Genomic DNA, 26,712 nt, shown 5'->3' with positions numbered 1-26,712 from the left:
TCCGGTCGGCCAAAGGTGGACGGTGTCGATGAGCAGTGTCGTGGAACAGTCGGCCGACCACTCGGCCGCGCCCGCCCGGTCCGGCCGCCGGCCCGCCGCGGTGCTGCAGGGTGTCGCGATCGCGCTCGGGCTGGTGTTGATGATCGGCGGATTCGTCCTCATCGCGGTCGACTACCGGCCGTACAAGATCCCCACCGCCTCGATGCACCCGACGCTCCGGATCGGCGACACCGTGCTCGCCCGCAAGGTCGACGGCGGCGCCGTCGGCCGGGGCGACGTGGTGGTCTTCCGCGACCAGGCCTGGGGCGGGGAGCTCATGGTCAAGCGGGTCGTCGCGGTCGGCGGCGACACCGTCGCCACCACCGCCGCGGACCACCGGCTGACGGTCGACGGGCAGCCCGTGGACGAGCCGTACCTCGCGACCCAGGGCCGCCAGGGAGATGCGTTCAGCGTGACGGTGCCGCAGGGCCGGCTGTTCCTGCTCGGTGACAACCGGGTCGGCTCGCTGGACTCCCGCACCCACCTGGAGGTCGACGGCGGGACCGTCCCGGCCACCGCCGTCGAGGCGAGGGTCGAGGCCACCCTGCTGCCCCTCGGCCGGACCGCCCTGCTGGAGCGGACCTCGGCCTTCGACGGTTTCGCGGGCCCCCGGGCCGCGGAGCCGGGCCCGCTGGAGCCCGCCGCCTACGCCAGCGTCGCGGGCGCGGCGCTGATCGTGCTGACCTCGGCGGTGGGCGGGGTGGCCGGCCTGGTGCGCCGGCTCGGCCGGGGGCGCAGCTCCTGAGTACGGCCGTCGCGGGCCGGGCCGCTCTGCCGAACATCGCCCCGGACGGCCGCGCCGGGTGGCAGGATCGGTAGCACCACCGATGCGAACCGAAGGAGCGTGGAGCGCCGCGATGACTGCACAGCGTCGCCGGGCGGCGCGGATCCTGCTGCTGGACGGGCTGGACCGCATCCTCCTGTTCCTGGGCGTCGATCCCGCGGTGCCCGACGAGACGTGGTGGTTCACGCCCGGGGGCGGCTTGGAGCCGGGGGAGGACGTGCGGGCGGCCGCCGAGCGGGAGCTCGCGGAGGAGACCGGCTTGCGGGGTGTGGCCCTGGGGCCCTTGGTGGCGTACGGCACGGTGTCGTTCTCCTTTCGGGGACAGCGTTACGAGCAGGAGCAGTGGTTCCACCTGGCCCGGACCACGGAGACGGGCCTGGACCACTCGGGCATGGGCGAGGACGAGCACGCCCAGCTGCTCGCGGCGCGCTGGTGGACGGTCGAGGAACTGCGGGGGACCGCCGAGACGGTCCATCCGGCCGGACTGGCGGACTTCCTGGAGCGACTGCTCGCAGAGGGCCCACCGGTCGATCCGGTACGGCTCTGAGCGTGGGTGCGGTGGTCCACAATGGGTGGACGTGACAAGTTGAGGGGACGCCTGGATGAGTGCCGAAGATCTCGAGAAGTACGAGACCGAGATGGAGCTCAAGCTCTACCGGGAGTACCGGGACGTCGTCGGCCTGTTCAAGTACGTGATCGAGACCGAGCGACGGTTCTACCTCACCAACGACTACGAGCTGCAGGTGCACTCGGTCCAGGGCGAGGTGTTCTTCGAGGTGTCGATGGCGGATGCGTGGGTCTGGGACATGTACCGGCCGGCCCGGTTCGTCCGTAAGGTCCGGGTGCTGACCTTCAAGGACGTGAACATCGAGGAACTCGCGAAGAGCGATCTGGAGCTGCCCTCGGACGAGTCCGGCTTCGGGAACTGACGTTGGACGACTCCGTCCCGCGTTGTCCAGCCGAATTTCGCGTGACGGGGGCTTCTCACTCCTGCGGGTGACAAGAGTTGTCCACAGGCCCGGGTTATCCACAGGGGAACGGAATTTCCCGGCATCGGTGTGCACAGTGGTGCAGCCTCCTCGGCGGAGGTGGTCACCGTGCAGAACACCATCGTGCAGGACCAGACCGTGCAGGACCGGGCCGTACCGAACGCGGCCGCGACCGGAGCGGACGGCGGGGCCGGGGAGGCCGGGGGGGACCGCAGCACCAGGAACGGGCTCGGCCGCTACGGCGAGCGGGTCGCCGCCCGGCACCTCACGGACGCCGGGCTCCGGATCCTCGACCGCAACTGGCGCTGCGTCGAGGGCGAGCTGGACATCGTCGCCCTCGACGGCGACACCGTCGCGGTCTGCGAGGTGAAGACCCGCTCCGAGCGGGGCTTCCAACAACCCAGCGAGGCCATCGGCCGGGCCAAGGCCGCCCGGCTGCGGCGGCTCGCCGAGCGCTGGCTGGTCGAACGCTGGCCCGAGCACTTCGCCCGGCTGGCCGGGCCCGGGTACGACCCCGGGCCGTCCGATCCGCAGTGGCCGCCCGCCCCACCGGGCGGGGTGCGGATCGACCTGGTGGCCGTGGTCAACCGGGCGCGGGGTGCGGCCCTGGTCGACCACCTGCGGGGGGTGGTCTGAGATGGCCTTCGCCCGTACCTGTTCCGTCGCGCTGGTCGGGGTCGACGGAGTGATCGTCGAGGTCCAGGCCGATCTGGAGCCCGGGGTGGCCGCGTTCACCCTGGTCGGCCTGCCCGACAAGGCACTCACCGAGGCCCGCGACAGGGTCCGCGCCGCGGTCTGCAACAGCGGGGAGGCCTGGCCGCAGCGCAAGCTGACCGTCGGGCTCAGCCCCGCCTCGGTGCCCAAGAGCGGCAGCGGCTTCGACCTCGCGGTGGCCTGCGCCGTGCTGGCCGCCGCCGAACGGCTGGACCCGTCAGCCATCGCCGACCTTCTGTTGATCGGTGAGCTGGGGCTGGACGGCCGGGTGCGGCCGGTCCGCGGGGTGCTGCCCTCGGTGCTGGCCGCGGCCGACGCCGGGTACGAACGGGTCGTGGTCGCCGAGCAGACGGCGCCCGAGGCCTCGCTCGTGCCGGGCGTGACGGTGATCGGGGTGCGCAGTCTGCGCCAGCTGGTCGCCGTCCTGACCGGGGCGGAGGCGCCGGAGGAGCCGCCGGACCTGCTCGGCGGCCGGCCGGATCCGCTGATGGCCGGGCTGATGCTGCCCAGTGCGGGCGTCCGGGGCCTGCCCGACGAGCGGACCCTGCGCCTCGACATGGCGGACGTGGCCGGCCAGTACGAGGCCCGGCGCGCTCTGGAGATCGCCGCCGCCGGAGGCCACCACCTCTACCTCAAGGGGCCGCCGGGCGCGGGCAAGACGATGCTGGCGGAGCGGCTGCCCGCGCTGCTCCCGCCGTTGACCCAGAAGGAGTCTCTGGAGGTCACGGCCGTCCACTCGGTGGCGGGCCTGCTCCCGGTCGGGCGCCCGCTGATCGACACCGCGCCCTACTGCGCCCCGCACCACTCCACCACGATGCCCGCGATCGTCGGCGGCGGCAGCGGCCTGCCGAGGCCGGGCGCGGTCTCCCTCGCCCACCGGGGCGTGCTCTTCCTGGACGAGGCGCCCGAGTTCCCCGTGCGGGTGCTCGACGCGCTGCGCCAGCCGCTGGAGTCGGGCGAGGTGGTGATCGCCCGTTCGGCCGGTTCGCTGCGGCTCCCGGCGCGGTTCCTGCTCTGCCTGGCCGCCAACCCCTGTCCGTGCGGCCGGTACTCACGGCGGGGCGAGGGCTGCGAGTGCACTCCGGTGATGGTCAGCCGGTACCAGGGGAGGCTCTCCGGGCCGCTGCTGGACCGGGTCGACCTCCAGGTCCAGGTCGCCCCGGTGACCAGGATCGAGTTGATGGAGCGGGACGCCACGGCGGAGACCACCGCGACCGTCGCCGCCCGGGTGCTGGAGGCGCGGGAGCGGGCCGCCGCGCGGCTGGCGCACACCCCGTGGCGGACCAATGCGGAGGTGCCGGGCCACGAACTGCGCACCCGTTGGCAGCTCTCGGCCGGAGCGCTCAACGACGTCGCCCGCCAGCTGGAGCGCGGGCTGCTGACGGCCCGTGGCCTGGACCGGGTGCTCCGGGTCGCCTGGACGGTCGCGGACCTGGCCGGCCGCGACCGGCCGGACCAGCGGGACGTGCGCACCGCCCTGGTCCTGCGCACCGGGGTCGAGCAGGGGCTGCCGCTGCCCGAGCGCGGTCACGGCCGCCTCGGCGGCATCCCGGCCCAGCGCCGGAGCGGCCCCGACGACCGGCCCGAAACACGGTCGGAGCCCGAGGGGCTCCCGACGAAGGACGAGGAGGCGGCATGAACCAGCTGTTGCGGCACTCCCGGGCAGCCCACGCGGACGAAGCCGGTCCGTCGGCCGCGCCCGAGGCGGAGCGCCTCGCCCGGGTGCTGCTCAACCGGCTCAGCGAACCGGGCGACGCCGTGGTCGGCCGCTGGCTCGACGGACTCCCCGCCGTGGACGTGGTGCGGGCGATCCGGGAGGGCGCCGTCCCCGACCACCCCGGGCTGGACCCGGCCCGGCTGGCCGCCTACCAGGCCCGACTCCCCGGGCTCGACCCGGCGGCCGACCTGAAACGGGTGCGGGACGTCGGTGGACGCTTCATCATTCCGGGGGACACGGAATGGCCCAGTCAACTGGACGACCTGGGCGACGGACGCCCGATCGGGCTGTGGACGACCGGTACCGGGTCACTGCGGCTGCTCGCCCTGCGCTCGGTGGCGGTGGTGGGCTCCCGGGCCTGCACGGCCTACGGCGCCCACGTCGCGGGCGAGCTCGCGGCCCAACTGGCCGAGCGCGGTTGGGTGGTGGTGTCCGGGGCCGCGTACGGGATCGACGCGGCGGCCCACCGCGGGGCACTGGCCGTCGGCGGGATGACGGTCGCGGTGCTCGCCTGCGGGGTCGACGTGGCCTACCCGAAGGGGAACGCCGAACTGATCCGGCGGATCGGCGAACAGGGCCTGCTGGTCAGCGAACTCCCGCCCGGCGAGCACCCGAACCGGTTCCGCTTCGTGCTCCGCAACCGGGTCATCGCGGCGCTGACCCGGGGCACGGTGGTGGTCGAGGCGGCCGTGCGCAGCGGCGCCCTGAGTACGGCCAGACGGGCGCGGGACCTCAACCGCCACACCATGGGCGTCGCGGGGCCCGTCACCTCCGAGCTCTCCGCCGGGGTGCACGCGCTGATCCGCAGCGGCGGCGCCACGCTGGTCACCGACGCGGCCGAGATCACCGAGCTGGTCGGGGCGATCGGGGACGACCTGGCCCCGCAGCGCGGTGGACCGGTGCTGCCGCGGGACTTGCTGGAGCCACCGGTGGCCCGGGTGCTGGAGGCCGTACCGGCCACGGCCGAAGGCGCTCCGGTCGAGCGACTGGCCCGGCAGTCCGGCCTCCCGCCGGACGAAGTCCTGCAACGGCTCTACGAGTTGGCCTCGCTCGGCTTCGTGGAGCGGCACGGCGCGCACTGGCGCGTGGTGCGGAGGAGGTGAGCGCCCGGGGGCACGAACACGGGTGCGCCCGCAGGAGGCGGGTCGGGACGGCCCGGCTGACCTGCTGATCCGGTTCTTCCGCTCGTCTGCCCGGATCCGATGGGTGAACGCCACCGGATCGGGGGACGACCGAGTGGCGGTAGCGCTTTGCAGTGAGTCGGTCACGCTACGCTCCACATGCCTTCCCTATCAGCACATGACTCGGCAGAACGGCGCAGACCTACGTATGCCCACACACATTCCCGGACACAGAGTGACCGGTGGCGGGGGGGGCGCGGGGGGGGCGTGGGCTCGCGCGGGGCGGGCCCACCGGCGGGGGGGGCCCTGATCCCCCCCCCCGCCCCTCGGTGTTCCGCGGCCCGGCCGGGCCCGGAGGTCAGTCCTGCGGCGTGTAGTACGAGACCAGCTCGGCCACGCCCGGCTCGACGCCCTTCCACGAGCCGCCGAAGCTGAGCACCGCGACCGCCGCCGTCGGGAAGCCGCCCAGGCGCAGCCGCTCCAGCGCGTCCGGGTCGCCCGCGTCCCCGGCGAGCACCTGGGTCAGGCCCAGTACCCCGGGGTTGTGGCCGACCAGCACCACGTCCGCGTACTCCTCCGGGGTCTCCTGGAGGACGGCGATGATCTCGCCCGGGCTGGCCTCGTAGATCCGGTCCTCGTACACCGTCCGGCGGGCCCGCTTGGGCAGCTCGTGCGCCGCCAGCTTCCAGGTCTCGCGGGTGCGCAGGGCGGTGGAGCAGAGCACGAAGTCGGGGTTGATGCCGGAGTCGACCAGCCAGCGGCCGGCGTCCGGGGCCTGGTGACGGCCCCGGTCGGCCAGCGGCCGCTCGTGGTCGTCCACGCCGTTCGGCCAGTCGGCCTTGGCGTGGCGGAGAACGATGATCCTGCGGGGCGTGTCGGCGCTCATACCCAGCAAGCTTGGCAGAAAAGCGGGCCGGGGGCGCGATGCTCCCGGTTGCCGCCACTCCCCGGGGTGGCGGGTGCCATCATGCCCCGTCGGCCGGGTGTCACCGGGAGGACGGCGGCGCTACGGGCGGCGGTCAACCGATCTGGGCGGCGACGGTGGCGATGATCGCCACCAGCACCACGATGCCGCCGAAGAGGAGGGCGATGCGGCCGAGCTGCTTGCGGCCGTCGGTGGGGTTCGGGTCGAGAACGGGCATGTCGGGATTCTCCCACCCCGAACACGCCCGTCCACGGCGGGCCCCACCGCCTTGGCCAGGCCTTGACCTTCCCGGTCAGGCCTTGACCCGCTCGGCGGGCAGGACGGCCTCGTCCTCGATGTGCCGGGCCTGGGCGGCGCGCAGGCCGAACAGCATCTGCGGCACCAGCAGCAGGGCCAGGAAGCCCAGCGGCCAGTACCACTCACCGGTGACGTCGTAGATCCGGCCGATCAGGATCGGGCCCGGGACGGAGATCAGGTAGCCGAGCCCCTGGGCGAAGACGGACAGCTGGGCCACCCCGCCGGCCGTCCGGGCGCGCAGCCCGATCATGGTCAGCACCAGCGGGAAGGCGCAGTTGGACAGGCCCACCAGCACGGCCCACACCCACGGCGCCCCGGCCGGGGCGAGCGCCAGCCCGGAGTACCCGGCGATGCCGCAGCAGGCCAGCAGCACCACGAAGATCCGCTGGTCACCGCGCCGGGCGGCCAGGTTGGGCAGCACGAAGGAGACCGGCACGCCGATCACCATGGTGACCGCGAGCAGCACCCCGGAGGTGCCCTTGTCGATGCCGGAGTCCTGGAAGATCTTCGGCAGCCAGCCCATCACCACGTAGGCGCCGGTGGCCTGGAGGCCGAAGAAGCAGGCCATCGCCCAGGCCGTGCGGCTGCGGGTGATCGGCAACCTGGCGGGGGCGGCGGCGCCGCCGGCCCGCTCGCCGCGCTCGCGCTTGGCGATCAGCAGCGGCAGCCAGAGCAGCAGGGCGAGCGCCCCCAGGGCGGCCCAGCTGCCCAGGCCGTAACGCCAGTCGCCGCCGAGCGAGCTGGTCAGCGGCACGCTGACCAGGGCGGCCAGCGCGGTGCCGGCGGACAGCGCCATGGAGTACAGGCCGATCATCGGACCGACCTTCTCCGGGAAGTACCGCTTGATGACCACCGGCAGCAGCACGTTGGAGACCGCCACCCCGGCCAGGGCGAGCGCGGTGAACAGCAGGAACACCGCCGTACCGCCGGCGAAGGAGCGGGCCAGCACACCCGCCGTGATGGCGGCCATGCCGGCCGTGATCACGGCGATCGGGCCGATCCGGCGGGCCGCGGTCGGAGCGGCGAGGCCGAACAGCGCGAAGCACAGCGAGGGGACGGCGGTCAGCAGCCCGGCGAGCGTCGGGTTCATCCCGAGGCCGTCGCGGACCTGGTCGAGCAGCGGCCCGAGGCTGGTGACCACGGGGCGCAGGTTGAAGGCGGCGGCGGCGATCGCGACGGCGAACAGCACGCCGAGGTACTTGCCGGGGACGGACGGCCGCTCGGTCTGCGGCCGCTCTCCGCTCCGTGGGGAGGAGGTGGTGGTGGTGTCTGCTGCGGGAGGCATGGGCGCCATCATAGAATGATGGGATGAATTGATGCACCTCGGAATTGGCATGATGTCCCGACCCGTTCGTCCATCAGCCACTTTCCCCCCACGGCCCACCCAACCCCGTAGTCGCTAGGAGTCCCCGTGGCGCTGTCCTCGCCGAGGCGCACCCCGTTGTCCGACCAGGTGATCGCGCAGCTGCGCGCCCAGATCACCTCCGGGGAGTGGCCCGTCGGCTCGCGCATCCCCACCGAGGCCGCCCTGGTCGAGCAGCTGGGGGTGGCCCGCAACACCGTCCGGGAGGCCGTCCGGGCCCTCGCCCACAACGGGCTGCTCGACATCCGCCAGGGCTCCGGCACGTACGTCCTGGCCACAAGTGAGCTGGCCGGGGTGATGCACCGCCGCTTCGCCGACGCCGACCAGGGGCAGGTCGCCGAGCTGCGGGCGGCGCTGGAGACCTCCGCCGCCGGCCTGGCCGCCGCCCGCCGCACCGAGCGCGACCTCGGCCTGCTGGACGCCGCGCTCGAACGGCGCGAGGCCGCCTGGCACTCCGGCGACGCCGAGGACTTCGTCCAGGCCGACGCCGCCTTCCACCACGCCGTGGTGGCCGCCGCCCACAACGACGTGCTGCTGGCCGTCTACTCCGACCTCGGCGAGGTCACCCGCGAGCACCTGCGCAACGACGTCGGCCCCGAGCTGATCGCCGAGCGCTACATCGGCCACCACACCATCCGGGACGCCATCCGGGACGGCGACCCCCAGCGCGCCTCGGTCGAGGCCGGCCGCGCCATCGGCGCCTGCGCGACCGCCGACGCGTAGGCGCGCGCCCCGGCCCCGGACGGGGCCGGAAACGCCACTGCCCGGCGCCCCCGTCGCGGGGGTGCCGGGCAGTGGCGGAAAGCGGTCGGTCAGGCGCCGATCGCGTGCAGACCGCCGTCGACGTGGATGATCTCGCCGGTGGTCTTCGGGAACCAGTCCGACAGCAGGGCGACGACGCCGCGGCCGGCCGGCTCCGGGTCGCTCAGGTCCCACTTGAGCGGGGAGCGGTGGTTCCAGGTGTCGGCCAGGTCGCCGAAGCCCGGGATGGACTTGGCGGCCATCGAGCCGATCGGGCCCGCCGAGATCAGGTTGCAGCGGATGTCCCGCTCGCCCAGGTAGCGGGCCAGGTAGCGGTTGGTCGACTCCAGGGCGGCCTTGGCCGGGCCCATCCAGTCGTACTGCGGCCACGCGTACTGGGCGTCGAAGGTCAGGCCGACGACCGAGCCGCCGTCCTGCATCAGCGGCAGCAGCGCCGTGGTGAGGGACTTGAGCGAGTACGCCGAGACGTGCATCGCGGTCGCCACGGACTCCCACGGGGTGTCCAGGAAGTTGCCGCCCAGGGCGTCCTGCGGGGCGAAACCGATCGAGTGGACGATGCCGTCCAGGGTCGGCAGGGTCTCGCGGACCTGCTCGGCGATGCCGGCCAGGTCCTCCGGGCTGGAGACGTCCAGCGACAGCACCTTGACCGGCTTCGGCAGCTTCCTGGCGATGCGCTCGGTCAGGCTCGGGCGGGGGAAGGCGGTGAGGATGATCTCGGCGCCCTGCTCCTGGGCCAGCCGAGCGGTGTGGAAGGCGATGGAGGACTCCATCAGCACACCGGTGATCAGGATCCGCTTGCCCTCGAGGATTCCACTCATGATCAGTGACCCATGCCCAATCCGCCGTCGACGGGAATGACGGCTCCGGTGATGTACGCGGCCTCGTCCGAACCGAGGAACCGCACGGTGGACGCGACCTCGGCGGGCGCCGCGTAGCGGCCCAGCGGCACGCCCGAGACGATCTCCGCGCGGCGCTCGTCGCTGAGCACGGCGGTCATGTCGGTGTCGACGAAGCCGGGGGCGACCACGTTGACGGTGATGTTGCGCGGGCCGAGCTCGCGCGCCAGCGAGCGGGCGAAGCCGACCAGGCCGGCCTTGGAGGCGGCGTAGTTGGCCTGGCCCGGCGAGCCGGAGAGGCCCACCACGGAGGAGATCAGCACCACGCGGCCCTTCTTGGCGCGCATCATCAGCTTCGACGCGCGCTTGACCACCCGGAAGGTGCCGGTCAGGTTGGTGTCCACGACGGAGGTGAAGTCCTCCTCGGACATCCGCAGCAGCAGGGTGTCGTTGGTGATGCCCGCGTTGGCGACCAGCACCTGGACCGCGCCGTGCTTCTCCTCGATCTCGGTGAAGGCGGCGTCGACCTGCGCGGCGTCCGTGATGTCACAGCGCACCGCGAGGACGTCGAACTTCGCGAGGGCCTCGGGCACCTCGCCCGAACGGCTGGTGATGGCGACCTTGTCGCCCGCCTCGGCGAAGGCCTGGGCGATCGCGAGGCCGATGCCCCGGTTTCCTCCGGTGACGAGAACCGAGCGGCTCAACGATCCACCTCTCTCCGTGTCTGAGCGGGTACGTCCGAACGCGTACGCAGTGTGACGCTATCGGGCGGTCGGCGGCGGCGGCGAATCGAGCTCCCACAGCGCCGCAGCGGAGGAACTGTCGCAATCCGACAATCCACGCCCGCGGCGCCCGGCGCCCGCCGGCCGTCCGCCGCAGGCCGGGGCACCGCCGCGAAAGGACGGACCGTACGGGAACGCCGTGTGGGAACAACGGGGGCGGGCGTGCCCGTTGCCCCCGTGGTGCGGGCCGACCCCGGGGCCGGACGTACCCTTCCCCCGAAGAGTCCCGGCGAGGAAACGAAGGCAGGGCGCATGACCAAGGCACGGCCCGGGAGCACCACCGGACGCGGACGACTGCTCGCCCTCACCGCCCTGGCCGCGGGCCTGGGCGCGACCGCCTGGGCGCTGCGCGACCTGCCAGCGGCGTTCGGGCGCCGGCCCGACGGCGGGCGCGAGGAGCGGGTGCGGGACTCCGCCCAGTACCGCGACGGCGTCTTCCACAACGCGCCCTCGACCCTCGCCCGGGCCGGGAGCGCCCCCAGCGTCGACCGCGACACCGTCCGCCGGATGCTGTTCCAGCGCGAGGGCCGCGTCCCGGCCCACCCGGTGCCCACCGTCCGCCCCGCCGCCGCCCCCGGCCCGGCCGCCGAGGGCGTGGAGATCACCTGGTACGGGCACGCCTCCGCGCTGGTCGAGATCGAGGGCTCGCGGGTGCTGCTCGACCCGATCTGGAGCGACCGCTGCTCCCCCTCCGCCCACGTCGGCCCCAAGCGGCTGCACCCCGTCCCGGTCGAGCTGGAGGAGCTGCCGCCGGTCGACGCGGTGCTGATCTCCCACGACCACTACGACCACCTCGACATGGCGACCGTCAAGCGCCTGGTGCGCAGCCAGTCCGCGCCCTTCGCGGTGCCGCTCGGCATCGGCGGCCACCTGCGCCGCTGGGGCGTCCCCGAGCACCGGATCATCGAGCTGGACTGGGACGAGACCTGCACCCTGGGCGAGCTGGTCCTCACCCTCACCTCCGCGCACCACTTCTCCGGCCGCGGCCTGACCCGCAACACCACCCTGTGGGGCTCCTGGGTGATCGCCGGGCCCACCCGCAAGGTCTTCTACACCGGCGACTCCGGCTACTTCGAGGGCTACGCCCGGATCGGCGCGCAGCACGGCCCGTTCGACGCCGCCCTGGTGCAGATCGGCGCCTACGACGCGGCCTGGCCGGACATCCACATGACCCCCGAGGACGCCGTCCTCGCCCACCGGGACCTCACCGCCGGGCTGCTGGTGCCGGTCCACTGGTGCACCTTCAACCTGGGCCTGCACCCCTGGGCCGAGCCGATCGAACGGCTGCTCAAGGAGGCCAAGGCCCAGGCCGTCCCGCTGGCCGTCCCGCGCCCCGGCGAGCGGATCGACGTGGACAACCCGCCGGAGCTGGACGGCTGGTGGGAGTCCGTCTCCTGACGGCGGCGCCCGGCCCCGCACCCCCCTGGCCGAAACCGCAACGCACCGGGCCAAATGCGCTGGCCGGGAACCCGGTGGAAGGGAAATGATGCGGTGCGGACGCCCCTGTGGCGCCGCACCGCCACCCTCCGCGACCTGGGAGCCCGATTGCCTCCGATCCCTCCGGCCGACAGCGCCGGCGCCGCGCACGGACGCGCCGTCGACCCGCTGTTCCTCGCCCTGCCGCTGCACACCCTCGCCGACGCCGCCCTCACCCGGGCCCGCGAACTCGGCGCCTCCCACGCCGACTTCCGCCTGGAGCGGGTCCGCAGCGCCTCCTGGCGGCTGCGCGACGCCCGTCCGGCCGGCACCTCCGACAGCGTCCAGCTGGGCTTCGCCGTCCGGGTGCTGCTGGACGGCGCCTGGGGCTTCGCCGCCGGGGTCGACCTCACCCCGGGGGCCGCGGCGGAGGTCGCCGCCCAGGCCGTCGCGGTGGCCCGGCTCTCCGGCGGGATCAGCCGGGCGGCCGGCTCCACCGAGCGGGTCGAGCTGGCCGACGAACCCGTCCACGCGGACGTCACCTGGGTCTCCTCGTACGAGGTCAACCCCTTCGAGGTGCCGGACGCCGACAAGACCGCGCTGCTCGCCGAGCGCAGCTCCCGGCTGCTCGCCGCCCCGGGCGTCTCGCACGTCCAGGCGGCGCTGCTGACGGTGCAGGAGAACAAGTTCTACGCCGACACCGCGGGCACCGTGACGACCCAGCAGCGGATCCGACTCCACTCCGACCTGGAGGCCACCTCGGTCGACGAGCGCACCGGCGCCTTCGACTCGATGCAGACCCTGGCCCCACCGGTCGGCCGCGGCTACGAGTACCTGACCGGCACCGAGTGGGACTGGGACGCCGAGCTCGCCGAACTGCCCGTCCTGCTGGCCGAGAAGATGAAGGCCCCGAGCGTCCGCCCGGGCCGCTACGACCTGGTCATCGACCCGTCCAACCTCTGGCTGACCATCCACGAGTCGATCGGCCACGCCACCGAGCTGGACCGCGCGCTCGGCTACGAGGCCGCCTACGCCGGCACCTCCTTCGCCACCTTCGACCAACTCGGCAGCCTGCGCTACGGCTCCGAGCTGATGAACGTCACCGGCGACCGCACCGCCGAGCACGGCCTGTCCACCATCGGCTACGACGACGAGGGCGTCGCCACCCAGTCCTGGGACCTGATCCAGGACGGCGTCCTGGTCGGCTACCAACTCGACCGCGGCATGGCCAAGTTGAAGGGCTTCGAGCGCTCCAACGGCTGCGCCTTCGCGGACTCCCCCGCGCACGTCCCGGTCCAGCGGATGGCCAACGTCTCACTCCGGCCGGCCGCCGACGGCCCGGACACCGCGGGCCTGTTCGCCGGGGTGGAGAACGGCCTCTACATCGTCGGCGACCGCTCCTGGTCGATCGACATGCAGCGCTACAACTTCCAGTTCACCGGCCAGCGCGCCTACGCCATCAAGAACGGCGAACTCGCCGGCCAGGTCAAGGACTTCGCCTACCAGGCCACCACCACCGACTTCTGGGGCTCGATGGCGGCCGTCGGCGGCCCGCAGACCTACCTGCTCGGCGGCGCCTTCAACTGCGGCAAGGCGCAGCCCGGCCAGATCGCGGCGGTCAGCCACGGCTGCCCGTCGGCGCTGTTCCGCAACGTCAACGTGCTCAACACCCAGCAGGAGGCGGGTCACTGATGACCGCGATGCAGCCCCACGAACTCGTCGAGCTGGCCCTCGGCCTGTCCCGCGCCGACGGCTGCGTGGTGATCGCCGACGAGGAGTCCACCGCCAACCTGCGCTGGGCCGGCAACGCCCTGACCACCAACGGCGTCACCCGCGGCCGCCGCCTCACCGTGATCGCCACGGTGGCCGGCGCCGAGGGCACCGCCTCCGGCGTGGTCGCCCGCGAGGCCGTCACCGCCGAGGACGTCGAGGGCCTGGTCCGCGCCGCCGAGGCGGCGGCCCGCGCGGCCGGACCGGCCGAGGACGCCCAGCCGCTGGTCGACGGCCGGCCGTCGTCCCCGGACTTCACCGCGCCGCCCGCGGAGACCTCCATCGAGGTGTTCGAGGCCTTCGGCCCGGCCCTCGGCGAGGCCTTCGCCCGCGCCGCCGCCCAGGGCGAGCTGCTGTACGGCTTCGCCCGGCACGAGATCACCACCAGCTACCTGGGCAGCTCCACCGGCCTGCGGCTGCGCCACGACCAGCCCACCGGCATGGTCGAGATCAACGGCAAGACCGCCGACCTCACCGGCTCGGCCTGGGTCGGCGCCGGCACCCGGGACTTCACCGACGTCGACGTCCCCGCCCTGCACGCCGAGCTCACCAAGCGGCTCGGCTGGGGCGCCCGCCGGATCGACCTGCCCGCCGGGCGGTACGAGACGCTGCTGCCGCCCGCGGCCGTCGCCGACCTGCTGCTCTGCCTGCACTGGGCCGCCGGCGCCCGGGACGCCGTCGAGGGCCGGTCGGTCTTCTCCCGGCCCGGCGGCGGGACCAGGGTCGGCGACAAGCTCGCCGCGCTGCCGCTGACGCTGCGCGCCGATCCGGACGAGCCCGGCCTGGAGGCCGCCCCGTTCGTGCTGGCGCACCGCACCGGCGGCGACGTCTCGGTCTTCGACAACGGCGCGCCGATCGAGGCCACCGAGTGGATCCGCGAGGGCGTGCTGACCGAGCTGGTCACCAGCCGCCGGACGGCCGGCCTCACCGGCCTGCCGCTGCGCCCGGGCATCGACAACCTGGTGCTGGAGACGGCCGACCAGGAGTCCGCGCCGACCCTGGACGAGATGATCGCCCGCACCGAGCGCGGCCTGCTGCTCACCTGCCTCTGGTACATCCGCGAGGTGGACCCGGCGACGCTGCTGCTCACCGGCCTCACCCGGGACGGCGTCTACCTGGTGGAGAACGGCGAGGTGGTCGGCGCGGTCAACAACTTCCGGTTCAACGAGTCCCCGGTCGACCTGCTCGGCCGGATCACCGAGGCGGGCCGCACCGAGCCCTGCCTGCCCCGCGAGTGGACCGACTACTTCACCCGCACCGCGATGCCACCCGTGCGTGTCGCGGACTTCAACATGAGTTCGGTCAGCCCGGCCTCATAGCCACTGACCAACGGGGGGATGGAAAGAACATGATGGACGAGAAGCGGCTGGTCAGATCGAGCAAGATGCTGTCGCGCATCCTGCGGCACGAGCCGGAGCTGGTGGGGATCACGCTGGACGACTCCGGCTGGGTCCGGATCGACGTCCTGCTCGACGCCCTCACGGCGAAGGGCAGGCCGCTCACCAGGCCCGAGCTCGACCACGTCGTGGCCACCAACAACAAGCGCCGCTTCGGCTACTCCCCGGACGGCCTCTCGATCCGCGCCAACCAGGGCCACACGGTGGCGGTCGACCTCGGTCTGACCGCCACCGTGCCGCCGCCGGTGCTCTACCACGGCACCGCCGACCGCCACCTGGCGTCGATCTTCCGCGAGGGGCTGCGCCCGATGACCCGCCGGGACGTCCACCTCTCGGCGGAGACCGAGACGGCCACCCGGGTCGGCGCCCGGCACGGCCGCCCGGTCGTGCTGACCGTCAACGCGGCCGCGATGGCGGCGGCCGGCCACGAGTTCCGGCTCAGCGAGAACGGCGTCTGGCTCACCGACGCCGTCCCCCCGCTCTACCTCTCCCGGCGCTCGTAGACACTCCTGACGCCGTACGGCTCCCGTATCACGCCCGACCGGGTGGGCCTCGCCCACCCGGTCTCGTCGTCCCGGGCGCCCGGGCGTACCGTGAGGAGGCCGTGCGGAACAGCGCGCGGATGCCTGGACGAGGGCGGTTGGACACATGGGCAAGAGCGCCGGCGGCGGACAGATCCACCGGATCACGGGGGCGCGCAGCAGCCTCTCCGAGGACGTCCGGGGGCGCCAGCGCCGCTACGTCATCTCGATGCTGCTGCGCACCGTCTGCGTACTGCTCGCGGTGGTGCTGTGGAACGTCGAGCGCTGGCTGGCCTTCGGGGCGCTGGCGGGCGGGGTGCTGCTGCCGTACTTCGCGGTGCTGATCGCCAACGCCGGCCGGGAGCGGGCACCGGGCCTGCCGAGCTCCTTCGACTTCCCGTCCGACACCCCGCTGATGCTCGGCCCCGGTGGTACGGGTGGGGCTGGTGCGGCTCCTGGTACAGGACAGGCAAAGCCCTCCGGCACCGGAACGTCACCGAGCGCGAACTGACCGCCCGGTTTACGGGGATTGAGCCGGAATCAGGTCGGCGAAAGCTCAGAAGAAGCTCAGATTAATCATGCAAGACCTCCCCATCCGAGGCCTTCGGCGTGACATACTGCGTACGCGCTCCGCATCCCCCGTCGGAGCGACGGACCGACGCCGGGCGGCTCCCCCCGTGGCTGCCCGGCGTCGCCATGCCCGGATCCGGTCGGGCCCGCGCGGCGTGACAGACTGGCGGTGACCACGCACCCGCCGAACCCCGGAGGACGGCCCCCGATGGACACCCCGCAGACCCCGATCTGCTCCGCCAAGGGCTGCCGGGCGGACGCCCACTGGGTGCTGGTGTGGAACAACCCCAAGCTGCACACCCCGGACCGCCGCAAGACCTGGCTCGCCTGCGAGGAGCACCGCGAGCACCTGTCCCAGTTCCTGGGCGTGCGCGGCTTCCTCAAGGAGGTCGTCGCCTTCGCCGACTGGACCCCGGAAGAGGCCTGAGGCCCGTCCGGCCTAACCGCCGATCGCCGACATCGGCCGCTCGGGCTGGTGGAACTCCGGGTCGTCGATCCCGGCCCCGGCCTTCTTGCCCCACATCGCCGCCCGCCACAGCGCGGCCAGCTCCGCGTCGTCCGCCCCCGAGCGCAGCGCGGTGCGCAGGTCGGTCTCCCCGGTCGCGAACAGGCAGTTGCGCACCTGTCCGTCGGCGGTCAGCCTGGTCCGGTCGCAGGCCCGGCAGAACGGCCGGGTGACGGAGGCGATCACGCCGACCCGGCCGGCGCCGCCGTCCACCACCCAGCGCTCGGCGGGCGCCGCGCCCCGGCGCCCGGACGGCTCCGGGGTGAGCGTGAACCGGGTCCGCAGCAGCTCCAGGATCTCCTCCGCGGTGACCATCGACGAGCGGTCCCAGCCGTGCTGGGCGTCCAGCGGCATCTGCTCGATGAAGCGCAGCTCGTAGCCCCGCTCCAGGCACCAGGCCAGCAGGTCGGCCGCCTCGTGGTCGTTGACCCCGCGCATCAGCACCGCGTTCAGCTTCACCGGCGCCAGCCCGGCCGCCTCGGCGGCGGCCAGCCCGTCCAGCACGTCCTGGTGGCGCCGGCGGCGGGTGAGGGTGTGGAACACCTCGGGGTCGAGGGTGTCCAGCGAGACGTTGACCCGGTCCAGTCCGGCCTCGCGCAGCGCCGTCGCGGTGCGGGCCAGTCCGATGCCGTTGGTGGTCAGCGACAGCTCGGGGCGCGGCTCCAGCTCGGAGCAGGCGGCGACGATCGCGACCAAACCGGGGCGCAGCAGCGGCTCGCCGCCGGTGAAGCGGACCTCGCGCACGCCCAGGTCGCGCACGGCGAGGGTGACCAGCCGGACGATCTCCTCGTCGCTGAGCAGGTCCGGCTTGGCCAGCCACTGGAGCCCCTCCTCCGGCATGCAGTACGTGCAGCGGAGGTTGCACCGGTCGGTGAGGGAGACCCGCAGGTCGACGGCGCGTCGTCCGAAGGTGTCGAGCAGCACGTGCATCCCTTCCCGAAAAACCGCCGGCCCGGCCACCGTCGCGGCGGGCCGGGCCAGCATAGTCATGCCTGATCGATCAGTGGGCGCCCAGCCCGGTGAGCGAGCGGACCTCCAGTTCAGCGTACTTCGCCGGGTCCGGACGTTCCTTGGACAGCAGGGTGCCGAGCCAGCCGGCCAGGAAGCCGATCGGGATGGAGACCAGGCCGGGGTTCTCCAGCGGGAACCAGTGGAAGTCGGCGTCCGGGAAGAGCGAGTTCTTGGCCCCGGAGAGCACCGGGGAGAACACCACCAGCACCACCGAGGAGACCAGGCCCGCGTAGACCGAGCTGACCGCGCCGGTGGTGGTGAAGCGCTTCCAGAACAGCGAGTAGAGCAGGGTCGGCAGGTTGGCCGAGGCGGCCACCGCGAAGGCCAGCGCGACCAGGGCGGCGGTGCTGAGCTTGCCCGCGTAGAGGCTGAGCACGATGGCGACGGCGCCGATCGCGACGGCGGCCCACTTGGCGGACCGCACCTCCTCCTTCTCGGTCGCCTTGCCGCGCCGGATCACGTTGGCGTAGAGGTCGTGGGCGAAGGAGGCCGAGGAGGCCAGGGTGAGCCCGGCGACCACGGCGAGGATGGTGGCGAAGGCGACCGCCGAGATCACCGCGAGCATGATCGCCCCGCCGGTGGTGCCGGCCCCGCCGCCGAGCTGCTCGGCGAGCAGCGGCGCCGCGGTGTTGCCGGAGGGCGTCTTGCCCTCGACGGCCACCATGCCGCTGCGGCCGACCAGCGCGGCCGCGCCGAAGCCCAGCGCCAGGGTCATCAGGTAGAAGACGCCGATGATGCCGATCGCCCAGAGCACGGACTTCCGGGCCGTCTTGGCGGTGGGGACGGTGTAGAAGCGGACCAGGATGTGCGGCAGGCCGGCGGTGCCGAGCACCAGGGCGATCCCCAGGCTGATGAAGTCGAGCTTGGAGGTGTTCGTGGCCCCGTACTTCAGCCCCGGTTCCAGGAAGGCCGAGCCCTTGCCGCTCGCGGAGGCGGCCGCGCCGAGCAGTTCGGAGGGGTTGAAGTGGTACTTGGCGAGCACCAGGACGGTCATCAGCGCGGCGCCGGCGATCAGCAGCACGGCCTTGACGATCTGCACCCAGGTGGTGCCCTTCATACCCCCTATCACCACGTAGATGATCATCAGCGCGCCGACCGCGAGGATGGTCCAGCGCTTGGCGCCCTCCCCGGTGACCCCCAGCAGCAGCGCCACCAGGGCGCCGGCACCGACCATCTGGGCGAGCAGGTAGAAGATCGAGACCACGATGGTGGAGATCCCGGCCGCGGTGCGCACCGGGCGCTGGCGCATCCGGAACGCGAGCACGTCCGCCATGGTGAACCGGCCGGAGTTGCGCAGCGGCTCGGCGATCAGCAGCAGCGCGACCAGCCAGGCGACCAGGAAGCCGATCGAGTACAGGAAGCCGTCGTAGCCGGTGAGCGCGATGATCCCGGCGATGCCGAGGAAGGACGCGGCGGACATGTAGTCGCCGGAGATGGCCAGGCCGTTCTGGAAGCCGGTGAAGCCGCGGCCGCCGGCGTAGAAGTCGGCGGCGCTACGGTTCTGCCGCCCGGCCCAGACGGTGATGACCAGGGTGGCCACCACGAAGAGCCCGAACAAGGACATGATCAGACCGCGGTGCTCCGTGGCGGAGCTGGCGAGCGGTGTCATTCGGCGGACTCCCGGGGGGCGTGGACGACGGCTCCGTAGGCCTCGCGGATCGCGGCGGCGGGCGGGTCGATCCGCCGGTCCGCGTAGCGGGCGTACCAGGCGGCGATGACGAAGGTGGTGACGAACTGCAGCAGCCCCAGCACCAGGGCCACGTTGACGTGCCCGACGACCTTGGTGCCCATCAGCCCGGGGGCGTAGCAGGAGAGCAGGACGTAGAGCAGGTACCAGAGCACGAAGCCGATGGTGACCGGAAAGGCGAAGCTCCGGAACGAGCGCCGCAGGGTACGGAACTCCTCGCTGTCATCGATGAGTTGGACTTCCGTAGCAGTAGTGGTGATCGGCGGCGAATCCACTCTGTCTCCTCACTCCTTCGGCGTAGCGGTCGCACGGGGGGACAATTCGAACGTGAGGGACGTCACATTCCTCGTGCGCGCCGCGCAATGCTAGGAGCGTCGTGCCCACCCCGGAAGGGGTTGACCGCGATCAGCCAGTCGTTCACCCTCCCGAACCACCCAATTGGCCGAAAACCACCACTCGCGTCACATCCGGACCGGGGTCACCACAACCGAAAGGGGCGGCACCGTCCAACGGTGCCGCCCCTGTTGACGAAGCGTCAGAATCAGAAGGCGATCCGGACCTTCAGCGCGGACCGCTCGTCCATGGCGCGATAGCCGTCCGGAACGCCGTCCAGATCGACCGTCCGGTCGAAGACCAGACCCGGCTCGATCGCACCGGAGAGCACGTCCGGCAGCAGCTCGGGGATGTACGCGCGGGCCGGGGCCACGCCACCGTTGAGCGAAACGTTTCGGCCGAACATCTGACCGATGTCGACGCCCGCGCTGCCGCCGTGCGGCACGCCCACGTAGCCGACCGCGCCGCCGTCCCGGGTGATCGAGACCGCCGTCCGCATCGACTCCTCGGTGCCGACCGCCTCCAGCACCGCGTGCGCGCCCAGGCCGCCGGTCAGCTCCTTGACGGCCTCGATCGCCGCGTCGCCGCGCTCGGCCACCACGTCCGTCGCCCCGAAGCGCCGGGCCAGCTCCGTCCGGGCGGTGTGCCGGCCCAGGGCGATGATCCGGCCCGCGCCCAGCCGGTTCGCCGCCAGCACGCCGCACAGGCCCACCGCGCCGTCGCCGACCACCGCGACCGTCGCGCCCGGGCGCACTCCCGCCGAGACCGCCGCGTGGTGCCCGGTCGCCATCACGTCGGACAGCGCCAGCAGGCCCGGCAGCAGCTTCTCGTCGCCCACCGCCTCCTTCGGCAGCTTCACCAGCGTCCCGTCCGCGAACGGCACCCGCACCGCCTCGCCCTGGCCGCCGTCCGAACCCACCGACCCCCAGAACCCGCCGTGCGGGCAGGACGTCTGGAGGCCTTCGAGACAGAACTCACAGACCCCGTCCGACCAGACGAAGGGCGCGACCACGAAGTCACCCTTGGCGAAGCCCCGGACCTCGGCGCCGACCTCCTCGACCACGCCCAGGAACTCGTGCCCGATCCGCTGCCCGGGCACCCGCTGGGCGACCCCGCGGTAGGCCCACAGGTCGCTGCCGCAGATACAGGCGTTGACCACCCGGAGCACGACGTCCGTCGGCTGCTGGATCACCGGGTCCGGTACCTCTTCGATCCGGATGTCGTTCGGTCCGTGGATCACCGTGGCGCGCATGCGTTCTTCCTCACACAGAACCGGCCCACCGGCCGGAAACGATCTCGACCAGGTGTACGACACCCATGCGGACCACTCTATTCCGGCTACCCGGTCGGAACATGTCGACCGGCCCCGGCCGACTCGCCCCTTATCCTGTTGGACCATGCAACCGATCCAGCCCGAGACGTACGGCGCGCCGCGGACCGCCCCGGTCCCCGCCCAGCGTTCCGCCGCCCCCGCCGAGGGTTTCGCGGTCGTCGACGTCGAGACCACCGGTCTCGGCCGCTCCGACCGCGTCATCTCGGCCGGTGTCTACCAGCTGGACGGCGACGGCGAGGTGACCGACCACTGGTACACCCTCGTCAACCCCGAGCGGGACCCGGGCCCGGTCTGGATCCACGGCCTCACCGCCGAACTGCTCTCCGGCGCGCCGACCTTCCCCGAGATCGCCGAGGAGTTCGCCACCCGCCTGGCGAACCGCGTCCTGGTCGCGCACAACGCGCTGTTCGACTGGAACATGATCTCCCGCGAGTTCTCCCGGGCCGGCCGCAGCGCCCCGGTCGAGCAGCGGCTGTGCACCATGGTCCTCTCCCGCGACCTGCGCCTCCCGCTGCCCAACGGCAAGCTCTCCTCCCTCGCCGCCCACTTCGGCGTCCAGCAGCGCCAGGCCCACAACGCCCTGGACGACGCCCGGGTGCTCGCCGAGGCCTTCCGCCCCAGCCTCCGCCTGGCCCGCACCCACGGCATCCCACTGCCCTTCCAGACCTGCGTCGCGGTCACCGACCTCGGCGAGGACGAGCCCGCCGCCCCCGGCCGCGGCAACTGGACCGGCGCCCAGTACCGCCAGGCCAAGAAGCGCCCGGCCTGCCCGTACCCCAACCCGGGGCGCTGGGAGGACGGCAAGCCGCTGGTCCAGGGCATGCGGGTGGCCTTCACCGGGGACACCGCCACCGACCGCGAGGTCCTGGAGGACCGCGCCGTCGAGGCCGGCCTGCACATCGCCACCTCCGTCAGCCGGCTCACCAGCCTGCTGGTCACCAACGAGCCGACCAGCTGGAGCGGCAAGGCCCGCAAGGCCCGCGACGTCGGCACCCCGATCGTCACCGAGGACGCCTTCCTCCAGCTGCTGCGCGAGGTCGCCCCGCACCCCGGTGCGTGAGCCCGTTGTGAGGTCGGCGTACCGTTCCCATGTGTACCGTTTTCTGCTGACCCGCCAGTGGCTGATCACCATGCTGATCGCGCTGCTGCTGATCCCCGCGACGATCAAGCTGGGCTTCTGGCAGCTGCACCGCCACGAGGCGCGGGTGGCCCGGAACGAGCTGATCGGCAAGGCCCTCACGGCCTCGCCGGTGCCCTTCGACAGCCTCTCCGCCGCCCCCGGCACCGCCGTACCGTCCGCCCTCACCTGGCGCGCGGTGACGGCCACCGGACAGTACGACCCGGCACACGAGTTCGTCGTCCGCAAGCGGACCGACGCCAACGGCACCCTCGGCTACTTCGTCCTCACCCCGCTCAAGCTCTCCGACGGCAAGGGCACCGTCCTGATCAACCGCGGCTGGGTCCCCTCCGGCGACGGCGCCACCCAGTACCCGCCCGTCCCGGCCGCCCCGACCGGCGAGGTCACCCTCACCGGCCGGATGCGCGCCGACGAGACCACCGGCAGCAGCGGCGGCTGGGTCAAGGACCGGGCCGGCCTCCCCGACCGCCAGTTCAACCTGATCAACACCGAACAGCAGTCCAAGGAGACCGGCAGCCCCCTCCTCGGCGGCTACCTGGAACTCACCGCCACCACCCCGCCCCCGGCCGACCAGCCGCAGCTGATCCCCGAGCCCAACCACTCCGACATCGGCCCGCACATGGCCTACGCCATCCAGTGGTGGCTGTTCACCGCGATGATCCCGGTCGGTGTCTGGGTCCTCGTCCGCCGCGAGGCCAAGGACCGCGCCAAGCAGGCCGCCGAAGCCGAAGTCCCCCTCGACGCCCTCCCCGCCTAGAGCACATCCTCCAACTCCCGCAACAACCGCGCCTTCGCCCGCGCCCCCACCACCGACCGCACCGGCTGCCCGTCCCGGAACAGCATCAACGTCGGCATCGACAGCACCCCGTACGCCGCCTGGGTCCGGGGGTTGCGGTCCACGTCGACGCTCACCACCCGGAACCGGTGCGCCTCCTCCCGCGCGACGTCCGCCAGCACCGGCACCATCATCCGGCACGGCGGGCACCAGTCCGCCGTGAAGTCGACCAGCACCGGCCCCTCCGCCGCCAGCACCTCCACGGCGAACGTCTCGTCCGTCACCGCCGGCACACCCGCGATCTCCACCATCGTCTACTCCCTCTGCTCCCTGGCCAGTTCACACTCAGGCGGCTGCTCGGAGGCCGCGAGCTCGTCCCGCGCCCGCACCGCCCGCTCGAACTGCCCGGCCACCTGCACCCGGACGTCCCGCAAGCGCGCGATGCACTCGTCCAACTCGGCCAACTTCCGCCGGTAGACCTCCAACGAGGCCGGACACGAATCCCCCTCCGGGTGCCCCGCCCGCAGACACTCCACGAACGGCCGGGTCTCCTCCAACCCGAACCCGAAGTCCTGCAGCATCCGGATCTCCCGCAGCAGCCGCACGTCCTCCTCCCCGTACGCCCGGTACCCGTTCCCAGCCCGCCGGGCCGGCAACAGCCCCAACTGCTCGTAGTACCGCAACGCCCGCGTCGTCGTCCCCGCCCGCTCCGCCAACTCCCCGATCCGCATACCGCCCCACTCCTCCCGAACAACCACCACCGACGCTAAACCTTCCCCCCAACGTCAACGCCAGCCCCAACCCCAGCACCCCACCCCCAGCACCCCGCACCCCCTCCCCACCCCCTCACCCGCCCAAGGCGAGAGGGACGCGCTGCGGGAGGGGGCGGTGGAGGGGGTGGGTGCGGAGAGCGGCGTAACGGGTGATTTTCAGACCGCCAACGGCGCCCAACACCCCACCATCAGGGTCGGCGGTCCGAAAATCACCCAGCCGCCGGAGCACCCCCCCCCCGGACCCCCCCCCGGGGGGGCGCCCCCCCCCCCCCCGGCCGCCCCCCCCCACCCCGCCGCGCGGGCGCCGGCGGCGGCGGGGCCCCACCCTCCCGAAAGCCCACCCCCACACCCCAGCCCCGCGCAGCGGCCCCCACGGCGGCAAAATGTCCCCCATGGACCTAGGACTCAAGAACAAGGCCTACATCGTCACCGGCGCCACCCGAGGCCTCGGCCTCGCCGCCGCCCGCGAACTCGCCGCCGACGGTGCCCACGTACTGATCAGCGGCCGCACCCCGCAGGCCGTCGATGCCGCCGTCGCCGAGCTCGAAACGCTCGGCTCCGCCCACGGCCTGGTCGCCGACAACGCCGCCCCCGACACCGCCGACCGCCTGATCGCCGAGGCCAACTCCCGTTTCGGCCGCTTCGACGGCATCCTGATCAGCGTCGGCGGCCCGCAGGCCGGCCCGGTGGAGACGACCCCCGAGTCCGCTTGGCGCGACGCCTTCGAGTCCGTCTTCCTCGGCGCCCTCCGCCTCGCCCGCACCGCGGCCGCCGCCCTCCCCTCCGGCGGGGTGATCGGCTTCGTGCTCTCCAGCTCGGTCCGCCAGCCGATCCCCGGCCTCGGCATCTCCAACGGTCTGCGCCCCGGTCTGGCGATGGCCGCCAAGAGCCTCGCCGACGAGCTCGGCCCGCGCGGCATCCGGGTGCTCGGCCTGCTCCCGGCCCGGATCGACACGGACCGGGTCCGCGAGCTGGACGCCCTCGCCCCCGACCCGGAGGCCGCCCGCGCCCAGCACAGCGCCAACATCCCGCTGGGCCGCTACGGCACCCCGGAGGAGTTCGGCAAGGTCGCCGCCTTCCTGCTCTCCCCCGCCGCCTCCTACCTGACCGGCCTGATGGTCCCGGTCGACGGCGGCGCCCTCCGCTCCCTCTAACCCTCTAGCCCTCCGCCCCTCCGCATCCGTCCCCCGACCCCCGCACTACTCCAGCTGCCGACGCTCCCGCCGCCGCCCACGCCGCCCACGCCGCCCGGATCGCCGCTCCCCGGCGGGAGCCTCCTGCAACACCCGGATCCGCAGGTCGGCCGGCAGCTCCGCCAGCCCCAGGCTCCGTACCGCGTCCGTCCGCGGCCCGTCCTCGAAGTGCTCCACCAGCCCGACCGGGTCCCCGCCCGGGGTCAGCCGTACGGCGCCCCGCAGCCTCGGGTGCCCGGGGGCCCGCACCAGCCGGACCCCCGCCCGCTCCACCTCCGGCAGCACCGCCGTGCCGTGCTCCAGCGCCTCCTCCAGCGCCCGCGAGTTGACCCGCATCCGCAGCCCCCGCGCCCCTGGCGTCGGCACCGTGATGTGGGCGAGTCCGGTCCGCCGCAGCTGCGCCACCAGCCACCAGGCCGTCCCCAGCACCAGCAGCGACAGCCCGCCGATCACCGTCGGCCACCACCACGAGGAGCCGACCCACCGCACCCGGGAGCGTGCGCTGACCACCGGCTGGTCCGGCGAGGTCAACGGCCACCAGCTCGGCGGATCGACCCCCAGCCGCCGGTACAGGTCGAGCCCGCCCGCCAGCACCAGCACCCCGACTCCCACCAGCACCGCCCCGACCACCGCCAGCAGCACCCGGTTGACGACCGTCCGCTTCACCGCGCCGCCTCCCCGGTCCGCTCCCCCACCCCGTCCGCCGCCTCCCCGGCCACGCCACCACCGCCCCCGGCATCACCCACCCCGTCCGCCGCCTCCCCGGCCACGCCCCCACCCGCCGGCCCCCGCCAGGACCGCACGTCCAGCCGCAACGGCCGCGCCAACCCCACCCGCGCCAGCTCCTCCCGCAACTGCCGCTGCACCCCCGCTGGGTCCACCAGCCCGCTCACCGACACCCGCACCCGCCGCCGCCCGACCTTGACCCTCAGGTGCTCGATGCCCGCCAGCCCGGCGGCCCGGTCCGCCAGCAGGTGCCCGACCCCGGCCCGGTCGATCGCCGCCCCCGTCCCGCCGTACGGCCGCAGCACCAGCCACCGCCGCAGCCCGGGTGCGAACGCCAGCCACAGCAGCCACAGCCCGACCAGGGCCGCCGCACCGGCGCCGACCAGCACCCACAGGTCGTCCAGGTGCCGCGTGGCCAGCTCGTCCGCGATCTGCGCCCGCCACCGCCGGGCCGGCTGCCCGGACCGGACCGCGACCGCGTCGTACAGCAGCGCCCCCGCCACCACCAGCACCGCCGTGGCGACCGGCGCCGCGACGGCCGCCCGCCCCGACCGCAACCGGGGCACCTTCCCCACCGCCTCCGAACCCGACCCCTCCGGCCCCGACGCCGCCACCGCGTCCCCCTTCACCACGCTCCCCCGGCGACCAACTTCTCGACCACCACGACCACTTCGGACACCTTCGTCCCCGTCAGCCCGCTCACCTGCGCCGCCACCCGGTCCCGCACCCGCCGGGCGAGTCCGGCGAGGTCCGCCGGGAAGGGCAGCTCGACCGCCACCCGGACGGTCACCGTGCTGCCCGGCCGCGCCACCGAGACCTTCGGTGGCTCCCCCTTCACCGACCGCCCGACCCAGGCCTCGGCGACCACCTCCCGCGCCGCCTGCCCGGCGATCCGTTCGTACACCCGGTCGGCGACCCGCAACCGCCCCCGGCGCACCGCACCGGAGGCGGGACCGGGGACGGGACCAGGGACGGGACCAGGCCCGGGACCAGGGCCGGGAGCAGGCCCGGGACCAGGCGCCGGTACGGCGGCCCCCATCAGCGCCGCCGGTCGCGACCGCGGAGCAGGTCCCCGAGGTCGCCGAGTTCGATGTCGCCCTCCAACAGCCGCCCGGCCACGAAGCCGACCAGCCCGAGCGCCGCCACCAGCAGGAACGCCGCGAACCCGCCGAAGTACCCGGCGAAGCCGAGGGCCATGCCCACCACCAGGCCGACGATGGCCAGGTTCATCCGCT

Annotated in this window: 31 protein-coding genes; 16 read left to right on the top strand and 15 right to left on the bottom strand. The window is 73.4% G+C overall.

Annotated features, from left to right (window positions below; all coding sequences use genetic code 11):
* Nucleotides 1-28 precede the first annotated feature (28 nt).
* From lepB to dprA, 6 genes are all read left to right on the top strand, one after another.
* Nucleotides 29-784, top strand: coding sequence for a signal peptidase I (lepB, locus tag ACFV8H_RS03305; RefSeq protein WP_380396311.1), 756 nt, complete (start codon nt 29-31; stop codon nt 782-784).
* A gap of 112 nt (nt 785-896) precedes the next feature.
* Nucleotides 897-1,370 carry an NUDIX hydrolase gene (locus ACFV8H_RS03300; protein ID WP_375891786.1) on the top strand — a complete coding sequence of 158 codons (474 nt, stop codon included), beginning with the start codon at nt 897-899 and terminating at the stop codon, nt 1,368-1,370.
* A gap of 55 nt (nt 1,371-1,425) precedes the next feature.
* Complete coding sequence (locus tag ACFV8H_RS03295; RefSeq protein ID WP_030056781.1) at nt 1,426-1,752, top strand: DUF2469 domain-containing protein; 327 nt, start codon at nt 1,426-1,428, stop codon at nt 1,750-1,752.
* A 168-nt stretch (nt 1,753-1,920) separates the two neighbouring features.
* Nucleotides 1,921-2,448 (top strand): YraN family protein, encoded by a 528-nt coding sequence (locus ACFV8H_RS03290; protein ID WP_380396310.1) that lies wholly within the window; start codon nt 1,921-1,923, stop codon nt 2,446-2,448.
* A 1-nt stretch (nt 2,449) separates the two neighbouring features.
* Nucleotides 2,450-4,165 (top strand): YifB family Mg chelatase-like AAA ATPase, encoded by a 1,716-nt coding sequence (locus ACFV8H_RS03285; RefSeq protein WP_380396309.1) that lies wholly within the window; start codon nt 2,450-2,452, stop codon nt 4,163-4,165.
* A complete protein-coding gene (gene dprA / locus ACFV8H_RS03280; RefSeq protein ID WP_380396308.1) occupies nt 4,162-5,346 on the top strand; it encodes a DNA-processing protein DprA in 1,185 nt (394 codons plus the stop codon). The genes ACFV8H_RS03285 and dprA overlap by 4 nt, the downstream gene beginning before the upstream one ends.
* 376 nt (nt 5,347-5,722) lie before the next feature.
* Here the strand turns inward: dprA and ACFV8H_RS03275 are convergent, their stop codons facing one another.
* From ACFV8H_RS03275 to ACFV8H_RS03265, 3 genes are all read right to left on the bottom strand, one after another.
* The gene (locus tag ACFV8H_RS03275; RefSeq protein ID WP_375893899.1) at nt 5,723-6,250 is read right to left on the bottom strand and encodes a histidine phosphatase family protein; all 528 of its coding nucleotides are present in this window, start codon (nt 6,248-6,250) and stop codon (nt 5,723-5,725) included.
* Nucleotides 6,251-6,383: 133 nt separating this feature from the next.
* Entirely contained in the window at nt 6,384-6,506 is a 123-nt protein-coding gene (locus ACFV8H_RS03270) for an SGM_5486 family transporter-associated protein (RefSeq protein ID WP_375893902.1), read from the bottom strand.
* Between the two features lie 75 nt (nt 6,507-6,581).
* The gene (locus ACFV8H_RS03265) at nt 6,582-7,871 is read right to left on the bottom strand and encodes a CynX/NimT family MFS transporter (protein WP_380396307.1); all 1,290 of its coding nucleotides are present in this window, start codon (nt 7,869-7,871) and stop codon (nt 6,582-6,584) included.
* Between the two features lie 126 nt (nt 7,872-7,997).
* Here ACFV8H_RS03265 and ACFV8H_RS03260 point away from each other — a divergent pair, with 126 nt between their 5' ends.
* Nucleotides 7,998-8,672, top strand: coding sequence for a FadR/GntR family transcriptional regulator (locus tag ACFV8H_RS03260; RefSeq protein WP_375893905.1), 675 nt, complete (start codon nt 7,998-8,000; stop codon nt 8,670-8,672).
* Nucleotides 8,673-8,761: 89 nt separating this feature from the next.
* On the opposite strand, the gene fabI is transcribed toward ACFV8H_RS03260, so the two are convergent.
* Nucleotides 8,762-9,529 (bottom strand): enoyl-ACP reductase FabI, encoded by a 768-nt coding sequence (gene fabI / locus ACFV8H_RS03255; RefSeq protein WP_375893907.1) that lies wholly within the window; start codon nt 9,527-9,529, stop codon nt 8,762-8,764.
* A gap of 2 nt (nt 9,530-9,531) precedes the next feature.
* Complete coding sequence (gene fabG, locus ACFV8H_RS03250; protein ID WP_375893910.1) at nt 9,532-10,251, bottom strand: 3-oxoacyl-[acyl-carrier-protein] reductase; 720 nt, start codon at nt 10,249-10,251, stop codon at nt 9,532-9,534.
* Nucleotides 10,252-10,581: 330 nt separating this feature from the next.
* Between fabG and ACFV8H_RS03245 the strand changes: the two genes are divergently transcribed.
* From ACFV8H_RS03245 to ACFV8H_RS03220, 6 genes are all read left to right on the top strand, one after another.
* The gene (locus tag ACFV8H_RS03245) at nt 10,582-11,727 is read left to right on the top strand and encodes an MBL fold metallo-hydrolase (RefSeq protein WP_375893912.1); all 1,146 of its coding nucleotides are present in this window, start codon (nt 10,582-10,584) and stop codon (nt 11,725-11,727) included.
* Between the two features lie 156 nt (nt 11,728-11,883).
* A complete protein-coding gene (locus ACFV8H_RS03240) occupies nt 11,884-13,437 on the top strand; it encodes a TldD/PmbA family protein (RefSeq protein WP_380396345.1) in 1,554 nt (517 codons plus the stop codon).
* A complete protein-coding gene (locus ACFV8H_RS03235) occupies nt 13,437-14,834 on the top strand; it encodes a metallopeptidase TldD-related protein (RefSeq protein WP_380396306.1) in 1,398 nt (465 codons plus the stop codon). The genes ACFV8H_RS03240 and ACFV8H_RS03235 overlap by 1 nt, the downstream gene beginning before the upstream one ends.
* A 32-nt stretch (nt 14,835-14,866) precedes the next feature.
* Nucleotides 14,867-15,415 carry an RNA 2'-phosphotransferase gene (locus tag ACFV8H_RS03230; RefSeq protein WP_380396344.1) on the top strand — a complete coding sequence of 183 codons (549 nt, stop codon included), beginning with the start codon at nt 14,867-14,869 and terminating at the stop codon, nt 15,413-15,415.
* A 145-nt stretch (nt 15,416-15,560) separates the two neighbouring features.
* On the top strand, nt 15,561-15,944 hold the full coding sequence (locus tag ACFV8H_RS03225) for a DUF3099 domain-containing protein (protein WP_380396305.1): 384 nt from the start codon (nt 15,561-15,563) through the stop codon (nt 15,942-15,944).
* A 267-nt stretch (nt 15,945-16,211) separates the two neighbouring features.
* Nucleotides 16,212-16,430 carry a hypothetical protein gene (locus tag ACFV8H_RS03220; RefSeq protein WP_375893920.1) on the top strand — a complete coding sequence of 73 codons (219 nt, stop codon included), beginning with the start codon at nt 16,212-16,214 and terminating at the stop codon, nt 16,428-16,430.
* 12 nt (nt 16,431-16,442) lie between these two features.
* On the opposite strand, the gene moaA is transcribed toward ACFV8H_RS03220, so the two are convergent.
* The 4 genes from moaA to ACFV8H_RS03200 form a co-directional block, all read right to left on the bottom strand.
* The gene (moaA, locus tag ACFV8H_RS03215) at nt 16,443-17,432 is read right to left on the bottom strand and encodes a GTP 3',8-cyclase MoaA (RefSeq protein WP_380396343.1); all 990 of its coding nucleotides are present in this window, start codon (nt 17,430-17,432) and stop codon (nt 16,443-16,445) included.
* 76 nt (nt 17,433-17,508) lie between these two features.
* Nucleotides 17,509-19,128 carry a cation acetate symporter gene (locus ACFV8H_RS03210; protein ID WP_380396304.1) on the bottom strand — a complete coding sequence of 540 codons (1,620 nt, stop codon included), beginning with the start codon at nt 19,126-19,128 and terminating at the stop codon, nt 17,509-17,511.
* Nucleotides 19,125-19,481, bottom strand: a complete 357-nt coding sequence (locus tag ACFV8H_RS03205) for a DUF485 domain-containing protein (protein WP_380396303.1) — start codon at nt 19,479-19,481, stop codon at nt 19,125-19,127. Before ACFV8H_RS03205 ends, ACFV8H_RS03210 begins: the two co-directional genes overlap by 4 nt.
* Before the next feature lie 266 nt (nt 19,482-19,747).
* Complete coding sequence (locus tag ACFV8H_RS03200) at nt 19,748-20,791, bottom strand: zinc-dependent alcohol dehydrogenase family protein (protein WP_375893927.1); 1,044 nt, start codon at nt 20,789-20,791, stop codon at nt 19,748-19,750.
* A 145-nt stretch (nt 20,792-20,936) separates the two neighbouring features.
* Between ACFV8H_RS03200 and ACFV8H_RS03195 the strand changes: the two genes are divergently transcribed.
* Nucleotides 20,937-21,932 carry a DEDDh family exonuclease gene (locus ACFV8H_RS03195; RefSeq protein WP_380396302.1) on the top strand — a complete coding sequence of 332 codons (996 nt, stop codon included), beginning with the start codon at nt 20,937-20,939 and terminating at the stop codon, nt 21,930-21,932.
* Nucleotides 21,933-21,963: 31 nt separating this feature from the next.
* Nucleotides 21,964-22,767: an SURF1 family protein gene (locus tag ACFV8H_RS03190; RefSeq protein WP_380396301.1), complete on the top strand. Its 804-nt coding sequence runs from the start codon at nt 21,964-21,966 to the stop codon at nt 22,765-22,767.
* Here the strand turns inward: ACFV8H_RS03190 and trxA are convergent.
* Both trxA and ACFV8H_RS03180 read right to left on the bottom strand, forming a co-directional pair.
* Nucleotides 22,764-23,096 (bottom strand): thioredoxin, encoded by a 333-nt coding sequence (gene trxA / locus ACFV8H_RS03185; RefSeq protein WP_380396300.1) that lies wholly within the window; start codon nt 23,094-23,096, stop codon nt 22,764-22,766. The two genes, ACFV8H_RS03190 and trxA, sit on opposite strands and share 4 nt — an antisense overlap.
* Nucleotides 23,097-23,099: 3 nt before the next feature.
* Nucleotides 23,100-23,516, bottom strand: coding sequence for a MerR family transcriptional regulator (locus ACFV8H_RS03180; protein ID WP_375894023.1), 417 nt, complete (start codon nt 23,514-23,516; stop codon nt 23,100-23,102).
* 434 nt (nt 23,517-23,950) lie between these two features.
* Between ACFV8H_RS03180 and ACFV8H_RS03175 the strand changes: the two genes are divergently transcribed.
* Entirely contained in the window at nt 23,951-24,712 is a 762-nt protein-coding gene (locus tag ACFV8H_RS03175; protein WP_380396299.1) for an SDR family oxidoreductase, read from the top strand.
* A gap of 45 nt (nt 24,713-24,757) precedes the next feature.
* Here ACFV8H_RS03175 and ACFV8H_RS03170 read toward each other — a convergent pair whose 3' ends face one another.
* The 4 genes from ACFV8H_RS03170 to ACFV8H_RS03155 form a co-directional block, all read right to left on the bottom strand.
* Nucleotides 24,758-25,417, bottom strand: coding sequence for an alkaline shock response membrane anchor protein AmaP (locus ACFV8H_RS03170; protein WP_380396298.1), 660 nt, complete (start codon nt 25,415-25,417; stop codon nt 24,758-24,760).
* Nucleotides 25,414-26,034 carry a DUF6286 domain-containing protein gene (locus ACFV8H_RS03165; RefSeq protein ID WP_380396297.1) on the bottom strand — a complete coding sequence of 207 codons (621 nt, stop codon included), beginning with the start codon at nt 26,032-26,034 and terminating at the stop codon, nt 25,414-25,416. Before ACFV8H_RS03165 ends, ACFV8H_RS03170 begins: the two co-directional genes overlap by 4 nt.
* Before the next feature lie 68 nt (nt 26,035-26,102).
* Nucleotides 26,103-26,399 (bottom strand): Asp23/Gls24 family envelope stress response protein, encoded by a 297-nt coding sequence (locus ACFV8H_RS03160; protein WP_380396296.1) that lies wholly within the window; start codon nt 26,397-26,399, stop codon nt 26,103-26,105.
* Nucleotides 26,400-26,515: 116 nt separating this feature from the next.
* Nucleotides 26,516-26,707 (bottom strand): hypothetical protein, encoded by a 192-nt coding sequence (locus ACFV8H_RS03155; RefSeq protein ID WP_063349611.1) that lies wholly within the window; start codon nt 26,705-26,707, stop codon nt 26,516-26,518.
* Nucleotides 26,708-26,712 lie beyond the last annotated feature (5 nt).

The organism is Kitasatospora sp. NPDC059827 (assembly GCF_042731675.1).
GTDB lineage: Bacteria > Actinomycetota > Actinomycetes > Streptomycetales > Streptomycetaceae > Kitasatospora.
Note: the sequence above shows the minus strand (reverse complement) of the source record. Positions and strands in the feature narration are given on the sequence as shown.

Excerpts from the sequence above, each read along its gene's own strand:
- lepB (WP_380396311.1), top strand. The coding sequence starts at position 29 with ATGAGCAGTGTCGTGGAACAGTCGGCCGACCACTCGGCCGCGCCCGCC.
- ACFV8H_RS03300 (WP_375891786.1), top strand. The coding sequence starts at position 897 with ATGACTGCACAGCGTCGCCGGGCGGCGCGGATCCTGCTGCTGGACGGG.
- ACFV8H_RS03295 (WP_030056781.1), top strand. The coding sequence starts at position 1,426 with ATGAGTGCCGAAGATCTCGAGAAGTACGAGACCGAGATGGAGCTCAAG.
- ACFV8H_RS03285 (WP_380396309.1), top strand. The coding sequence starts at position 2,450 with ATGGCCTTCGCCCGTACCTGTTCCGTCGCGCTGGTCGGGGTCGACGGA.
- dprA (WP_380396308.1), top strand. The coding sequence starts at position 4,162 with ATGAACCAGCTGTTGCGGCACTCCCGGGCAGCCCACGCGGACGAAGCC.
- ACFV8H_RS03275 (WP_375893899.1), bottom strand. The coding sequence starts at position 6,250 with ATGAGCGCCGACACGCCCCGCAGGATCATCGTTCTCCGCCACGCCAAG.
- ACFV8H_RS03270 (WP_375893902.1), bottom strand. The coding sequence starts at position 6,506 with ATGCCCGTTCTCGACCCGAACCCCACCGACGGCCGCAAGCAGCTCGGC.
- ACFV8H_RS03265 (WP_380396307.1), bottom strand. The coding sequence starts at position 7,871 with ATGCCTCCCGCAGCAGACACCACCACCACCTCCTCCCCACGGAGCGGA.
- fabI (WP_375893907.1), bottom strand. The coding sequence starts at position 9,529 with ATGAGTGGAATCCTCGAGGGCAAGCGGATCCTGATCACCGGTGTGCTG.
- ACFV8H_RS03245 (WP_375893912.1), top strand. The coding sequence starts at position 10,582 with ATGACCAAGGCACGGCCCGGGAGCACCACCGGACGCGGACGACTGCTC.
- ACFV8H_RS03235 (WP_380396306.1), top strand. The coding sequence starts at position 13,437 with ATGACCGCGATGCAGCCCCACGAACTCGTCGAGCTGGCCCTCGGCCTG.
- ACFV8H_RS03230 (WP_380396344.1), top strand. The coding sequence starts at position 14,867 with ATGGACGAGAAGCGGCTGGTCAGATCGAGCAAGATGCTGTCGCGCATC.
- ACFV8H_RS03225 (WP_380396305.1), top strand. The coding sequence starts at position 15,561 with ATGGGCAAGAGCGCCGGCGGCGGACAGATCCACCGGATCACGGGGGCG.
- ACFV8H_RS03220 (WP_375893920.1), top strand. The coding sequence starts at position 16,212 with ATGGACACCCCGCAGACCCCGATCTGCTCCGCCAAGGGCTGCCGGGCG.
- ACFV8H_RS03210 (WP_380396304.1), bottom strand. The coding sequence starts at position 19,128 with ATGACACCGCTCGCCAGCTCCGCCACGGAGCACCGCGGTCTGATCATG.
- ACFV8H_RS03200 (WP_375893927.1), bottom strand. The coding sequence starts at position 20,791 with ATGCGCGCCACGGTGATCCACGGACCGAACGACATCCGGATCGAAGAG.
- ACFV8H_RS03195 (WP_380396302.1), top strand. The coding sequence starts at position 20,937 with ATGCAACCGATCCAGCCCGAGACGTACGGCGCGCCGCGGACCGCCCCG.
- trxA (WP_380396300.1), bottom strand. The coding sequence starts at position 23,096 with ATGGTGGAGATCGCGGGTGTGCCGGCGGTGACGGACGAGACGTTCGCC.
- ACFV8H_RS03180 (WP_375894023.1), bottom strand. The coding sequence starts at position 23,516 with ATGCGGATCGGGGAGTTGGCGGAGCGGGCGGGGACGACGACGCGGGCG.
- ACFV8H_RS03175 (WP_380396299.1), top strand. The coding sequence starts at position 23,951 with ATGGACCTAGGACTCAAGAACAAGGCCTACATCGTCACCGGCGCCACC.
- ACFV8H_RS03155 (WP_063349611.1), bottom strand. The coding sequence starts at position 26,707 with ATGAACCTGGCCATCGTCGGCCTGGTGGTGGGCATGGCCCTCGGCTTC.